This window comes from Cyanobium sp. LEGE 06143 (genome assembly GCF_015207535.1).
Taxonomy (GTDB): domain Bacteria; phylum Cyanobacteriota; class Cyanobacteriia; order PCC-6307; family Cyanobiaceae; genus NIES-981.
In genome coordinates this window covers 1-4949 of sequence record NZ_JADEWP010000187.1, presented here as the reverse complement: position 1 = coordinate 4949, position 4949 = coordinate 1, and the positions used below count along the sequence as shown (strand labels likewise).

6 protein-coding genes are annotated in these 4949 nt (G+C 67.9%); 3 read left to right on the top strand and 3 right to left on the bottom strand.

Translation table 11 applies throughout. The features are described 5' to 3' along the window. Positions 1-331 (bottom strand): hypothetical protein (locus tag IQ216_RS11730; protein ID WP_193815596.1); only part of this gene is annotated, 331 nt, incomplete at its 3' end. Positions 332-404: 73 nt separating this feature from the next. Between IQ216_RS11730 and IQ216_RS11725 the strand changes: the two genes are divergently transcribed. Further along, positions 405-1388 carry a hypothetical protein gene (locus IQ216_RS11725; protein WP_193815595.1) on the top strand — a complete coding sequence of 328 codons (984 nt, stop codon included), beginning with the start codon at positions 405-407 and terminating at the stop codon, positions 1386-1388. Here the strand turns inward: IQ216_RS11725 and IQ216_RS11720 are convergent. Beyond that, positions 1353-2117: a hypothetical protein gene (locus IQ216_RS11720; RefSeq protein ID WP_193815594.1), complete on the bottom strand. Its 765-nt coding sequence runs from the start codon at positions 2115-2117 to the stop codon at positions 1353-1355. The genes IQ216_RS11725 and IQ216_RS11720 overlap by 36 nt on opposite strands. 54 nt (positions 2118-2171) lie before the next feature. Between IQ216_RS11720 and IQ216_RS11715 the strand changes: the two genes are divergently transcribed. Beyond that, positions 2172-2957, top strand: a complete 786-nt coding sequence (locus tag IQ216_RS11715; RefSeq protein WP_193815597.1) for a DUF475 domain-containing protein — start codon at positions 2172-2174, stop codon at positions 2955-2957. Positions 2958-2960: 3 nt separating this feature from the next. Then, positions 2961-3311: a DUF6464 family protein gene (locus IQ216_RS11710; protein WP_193815593.1), complete on the top strand. Its 351-nt coding sequence runs from the start codon at positions 2961-2963 to the stop codon at positions 3309-3311. Positions 3312-3991: 680 nt separating this feature from the next. On the opposite strand, the gene IQ216_RS11705 is transcribed toward IQ216_RS11710, so the two are convergent. Beyond that, the gene (locus IQ216_RS11705; RefSeq protein WP_193815592.1) at positions 3992-4741 is read right to left on the bottom strand and encodes a Crp/Fnr family transcriptional regulator; all 750 of its coding nucleotides are present in this window, start codon (positions 4739-4741) and stop codon (positions 3992-3994) included. Positions 4742-4949: the final 208 nt, after the last annotated feature.

The following is a 4949-nucleotide window of genomic DNA, read 5'->3' as shown; positions in this document are numbered from 1 at the left end:
GCAGCTCGCTGAGCACCTGCAGCTGGCCCCAGGTGATCTCGCTGGTGGGGTCGAAGCCCTCGTAGGGGCTGCCCTCGCTGGTGGGGTAGAGCTGACTGCTGCGCCAGCCCATCAGTTCCAGCAGGGCCGCCCAGCGTCCGGCCTCCTCCAGGGTGGGCACCACCACCAGCAGCGGTGCCTCGGCCACGCCGGCCAGGGCACTGCTGATCAGGGTTCGGGCGGCCCGGCCGGCGCCGCTCAGCCGCAACCTGGTGCTGCGCCGACTGCGCTCCAGCAGCTCAGCGGTGAGCGGCGCCTGCTGCAACTGGCGCACCAGGGCGGAGAGGGGCATGGCGGCACGCTGGCAGAGGCAGCCACCGATCTTGCCAACCGGCACCCCGCGGCGGAGACGACAGAATGCGCGCGTGGCACCCTTCCTCTGCCCCTCCTGCCATCCCATACCCCTGACCGCGCGGCGTCAGCCCGATGGCGTCTGGGTCTGCGGCCGCTGCGGCGATCCCCTGGGGCGGCTGCCGGCAAGGCGGGTCATGGCGCTGCCCCGGGTGGCGCCCGTGGCGGTGGTTGCCGGCCTGCTGCTGTCCCTGGGGGTGGGGCTGACGCTGCTGCCGAACCGCTGGCGGCTGCGGGAGTCTGCTGCCGTGCCGACCACCCAGCTGGCCGCAGAGCAGCAGAAACTCAAGGACGCTTTGGAGCTGGCGCCGCCGCTGCAGCCGTTGTGGGACGCCCTGGCCCTGGCGCCCCAGCCCGGCGGCCTGCGGAACATCGACCAGGAGATGTTGCTGCAGCAGCTGAGAGCGGCCGATGCCGCCTGGATTCCCACGGCTGAGCGGTTCCCGGACGGCAGCACCCGCTACCACTACCAGCGCCGGGCCGGCGAGCCCCAGCTCTCCCTGGCTGAGATCCGCCACAAGATGGCCAATCCCCCCAGCTTCGATGCCGAGCAGGCCGCCATCGGGGATCTGATCGAGGTGCTGATCCAGGCGGGCGTGCTGATCGAGCTGGCGCCGCCCCGCAAGTCCGGGGCGGCGGCTGAATGGGACCCCCAGGTCCGCACCCTGCGCATCAAGCCCCGGGTGATTGCCAGCGGCAGCACCGAATTTGCCGAGGTGCTCAACCACGAAGCCATCCACGTGGCCCAGAGCTGCAGCAATGGCGGCGTGCGGGCCATGCCGGGCCTGCTGGGCCTGAGCCGCGATCTCCCGCCCCATCTCGACGCGGTGCTCGGCGATGCGGTGTACCTGAGCGCGTCGCCGCAGATGAAGGAGCTGGAAAAGGAGGCCTATGCCAACCAGAAATGGCTGGATCTGGGCCTGCGGCTGGTGCGGCAGCACTGCAGGCTGGCGGCACCTCCTTCACGTGGCGGGGGAAGCCTGGCCGGCGCCAGCTGAGGGCTTGGCGGCCAGCAGCTTCTCCTCCAGCTGCATGTTGAACTCCAGCAGCTGGGTGTCGTTGAGGTGCTGGCGGCTGCTCAGGCCGAAGAGCTGATCGAGGCAGTGGCGACCCTGCTGGGCGTCCCAGCCCAGCTGACCCAGCAGCAGATCGCACTGGGCCAGCAGGTCGCGGCGTCGCAGAGGAACTGCTGCCCTGGTGGGATCACTGCCGGCGGGCAGGGCGGTGAGGGCCTGCAGGTAGCTCTGCAGGTCGGCGTAGGCGGTGAGCCTGCTGCGGCTGGGATGGCCGAAGGCCCGCTCCAGATAGACGCCCTCCTGCTCGCGCTGCCAGCTCAGCCGGCCCAGCTGGAGGTCGATCTGGGCCAGCTCGCTGCTCCAGTCCTCGGGGTCAGGCTCCGGTTCCTGGGGGCGCTCGGCCGCTGCAGCGGCGACTGCAGGTGGATTGGCTGGAGAGGCCGTTGCTGCAGCCTGCGCCGCCGCGGGAGCTGCTGGTGGCATCGGGTCAGGGGCAGAACCTGGTCCAGCCTTGGCGATGGGCACCGCCACAGCCGCGGGGATGGCGGGAGCCAACTGCTTCGCCAGGCGGGCGCGGGCCCTGTCCTCAGCCTCCTCGGCCGTCTGGGCCTCCCCCAGGGCACTGCCCAGGGTTTCCCCCTGCCGATAGGCCGTGACCTCCACCACCCGCTGCCCGGGCTCGGCGTGGACCAGGCGGACCTGCAGTTGCATCGGGAGTTCGGCTCGGGGACTGGTCTTCCTAGAGTGATCCCCTTGCAGGGTCTGATGGAAGCCGAGTCGATTCAATCCCTGACCCCGCTGCTGCAGGAGGTCGACCGCTGGCATGAAATCCTGCTCGTGCTGCCCCTGCTGGTGGCGCTGGAGGCGGTGCTGTCCGCCGACAATGCCGTTGCCCTGGCGGCCATCTCCCGCCGTCTCCACGACCGTTCCCGCCAGGAGACGGCCCTCAACCTGGGTCTGTTGCTGGCCCTGGTGTTCCGGGTGGGTCTGATCCTGGCCGCCCGCTGGGTGCTGGACTTCTGGCCCCTGCAACTGGCCGCTTCGAGCTATCTGCTCTGGCTGTGTGGCCGCCATCTGGTCCAGCTGACCGCCGGCGCCCCGCAGGTCCAGGACCTGGCGGAAGCCGAGGCCCCTGGGGCCGTCAGCGCCAGCATGGCCAGCGTCGTGGCCATGCTGGCGGTGACGGACCTGGCCTTCTCGGTGGACAGCGTGGCCGCCGCCGTGGCGGTGACCGATCGTCTCCCCCTGGTGATCGCCGGTGGCGTGATCGGCGTGATTGCCCTGCGGCTCACGGCTGAGCTGTTCATCCGCTGGATCGAGCTGTTCCGTCACCTGGAAACCGCCGGCTATCTGGCCGTGGGTCTGGTGGGTCTGCGGCTGCTGCTGCGCCTCGCCAGCCCTCAGCTGGAGCTGCCCGAGTGGGCCTTGCTGTCTCTCGTGGCCGCCCTGTTCGTCTGGGGCTTCTCCGTGCGCCGCAGCCCTGTGCCGCAGTGCGCTGAAGAGCTGCCGGCGGTGGAACAACCGGTGGAACCAGCGGCTCCCCTGAGCTGAGCCATGCAGGTGGAGGTGCGACTGATCGGTAGCGACCGGCTGCTCGACACCTACGAGGTGGAGCACCAGGGACAGATTCCGCAACCGGGCCGCTGGCTGAACCTGGGTGATCAGAGCGTTCTGGTGCTGCAGCGCCGCCATCGCTACCGCCTCAGTAATGGCCGCTACGCGCTGGGCAGCGTGGCTCTGCAGGTGAAGCTGGAAGCCCAGCCCGCCGATGCCATGCCCTGGGGCCACGGCTGGGTGATCGGCGACCCGGACTGCCGCTACAACGCCCGCAGCCCCCTGCTGCGCTGCGCGGTGCTGCCGGAGGGGCCCTGTGAGCGCTGCAGCCACTTCGAGCCGCTGCGCTGACGAATCCGCACCGCCCGTAGGGTGAAGGTCTGCAAGCTCTCCACCTGCCCCCCATCMCCCGCTCATCCCGGTCCCGGCGTCCCCGGCTATAAGCCTCGTCGTCCGGCGATCGGCGATCCTGACCGCGGCTGAATCTCCCGGCATAGTCCCGTTCCTCCTCATCACTCATGAATCGGCCATATTCATCCCGGGGCTGACGGTCACGGTCGTCGTATTCATCATCCCTGTCACGGCGGCGATAGCCCGACGGGGCGCTGCGATACGCATCCCGGCTGAACCGGCCGTACTCGTCACGATCTCGATTGTCTCTCTGAGGCATTGTCATCTCCTTGCAATTGGAAGGGCGGGCTCCTCAATCCCGCAGGTTGCTGTCATGCTGGCCAGGGCGGCCTGCTCAGGCGCAGTGAGTCGCTGCGCAATCTCTTGTCCGGCGCTCAGCCTGCGGTCTCGTTGATACGGTCACTCCTTCAAAAGCACTGATCCGTACCGGGATGTTACGGTTCTGTCCCGGCGCGCGCCGAGAAAGCCGCAAAGGTGAACAGCGCCGTGCCTTCAACCCCATACTGCCGGGTTCTGTCGCGGGCGCTATGTCCTATGATAAAGCTGCGCCGGTTTCCGGATTAGGTTTCTGTAACCCGTTCGGTCCGTCTTTCCGCGCGCCGTGGCCGAGCCAGTAGCGCTCAGGTGAGCAATGGCGGCCTGTGGAACTGGAGGTAAGCCGGATCAAACCGGGCCAGATCCCTCAGCTGGGGCCAGTCGGAGATGGACATATGCTGGTGGCGCCACTCGATCAGGCCAGAGCGCCGCAGGAGACCGGCCATCCTGTTGACGTGCACAAGCGACAGGCCAAGGATGTCGGCCATATCGGTCTGATTGAGAGGGAGGTAAAACCGGTCATCCGAGGTGCGCCCCAGCACCCTCATCCGTACAAAGATCTCACAGATCAGATGCGCCAGACGCTGTAGCGCCGGGCGGCGGCCGATGCCGGCCATCCACTCCCGAACCACAGCGCCCTCCCGGAGCGCCGATTTCCAGAGTGCCGCGGCGAGCCCGGGATATTCCCGCATCAACGACTCCAGCGCCCCATGCGGGATGTAACTTACATGGCAGTCAGTGAGCGCGCGAATGTCATGGTCCAGCAGACGCAGGCGCAGTGTTTCGAATCCGGCTAGGTCTCCGGGGTAATGCAGCGAGAATATCTGGCGCTGCCCCTCCTCCAGCAGACGCTGACGGCACAGAAACCCTTCGATCAGAAGCGCGCTCGCCGCCGGATAGTCGCCATGGCGGCTCACATAGCTTCCTTCGCCGATCCGGACCACTGGCCCGCCCAGTCTGCGCAGGGCCCTTCGCTCCTCCGCTCCGATCGGCTCAAGCAATCCGAGCGCCTGAAACAGGACGTCTGCCTGGCGAAGGGAGTCATTTGGGGTCAACATTCGGCAAAGTCTCCGGAATCTCAGGCTCTGCTTGCCAAACGCCAGGTCCTTTGATCCGTTCCGGCCGCTGGGTCCTGTGGCCTTGAAAAGGCCTCGCCGGATCAGGGGGGAAGTTCCGTCAGGACCTCATAATCGATCGGCTTGTAGCGGAAATTGTTCGACTGCCCGGCCGAGCAGCTGGTCAGCGCCACGATCATGTCCATCC